Origin of the sequence: Streptomyces sp. SID12501, assembly GCF_010550245.1 — a bacterium.
In the GTDB taxonomy this organism is placed as follows: domain Bacteria; phylum Actinomycetota; class Actinomycetes; order Streptomycetales; family Streptomycetaceae; genus Streptomyces.
On sequence record NZ_JAAGLU010000354.1, the window covers coordinates 1 to 554 of the forward strand.

Sequence of the window (554 nt, forward strand, 5' to 3'; positions counted from 1 at the left end):
CGGGGAGACCGGTCAGGTCCAGCTCCTGCCAGTCGAGTTCGGCCTCGGCCGGTACGACCTGCACCCAGGCGCCCGACGGGACCTGACGGAAGCCGGCGCGCAGGTTGTCGTGGCGGCGCAGCAGGTTCTCGGCGGCCGTGCGCAGCCGGGGCGCGTCGAACGGGCCGCTCAGGTCGAAGGCGATCTGCCCCACGTACACGTCGCGGGTGTCCTCGTCGTACAGGTTGAGGAAGAGGAAGCCCTCCTGGAGCGGAGCGAGCGGCAGGACGTCCCGCAGGCCGGGGACGGCGGCCTCCAGGTGCTCGATCTCGGCCTGGGTGATGCTCGGGTGCGTGACGTCCGACGGGGTGAGGCCGGCGGCGTCCGGGCGGCGGGCCTCCTCGACGAGGCGCCTCAGGGCCGCGAACCAGGCGTCGGCCAGCTCCCGGACGTCCTCGGGCCGCAGTACGGCGGCCGCGTACGTCCACGTCGCCAGCAGCCGGGTACCGGACGGGGTCTCGCGGGCCGAGGCGTTGAGGTCCACCGGGTGGGCCAGGGGCATGGCGCCGTCGATG

General features: G+C 74.4%; 1 protein-coding gene. It reads right to left on the minus strand.

Features of this window, described 5'->3' with window-relative positions; translation table 11 throughout:
• A partial coding sequence (locus G3I71_RS46185; RefSeq protein WP_239149782.1) for a condensation domain-containing protein occupies positions 1-541 on the minus strand: 541 nt, incomplete at its 3' end.
• Positions 542-554 lie beyond the last annotated feature (13 nt).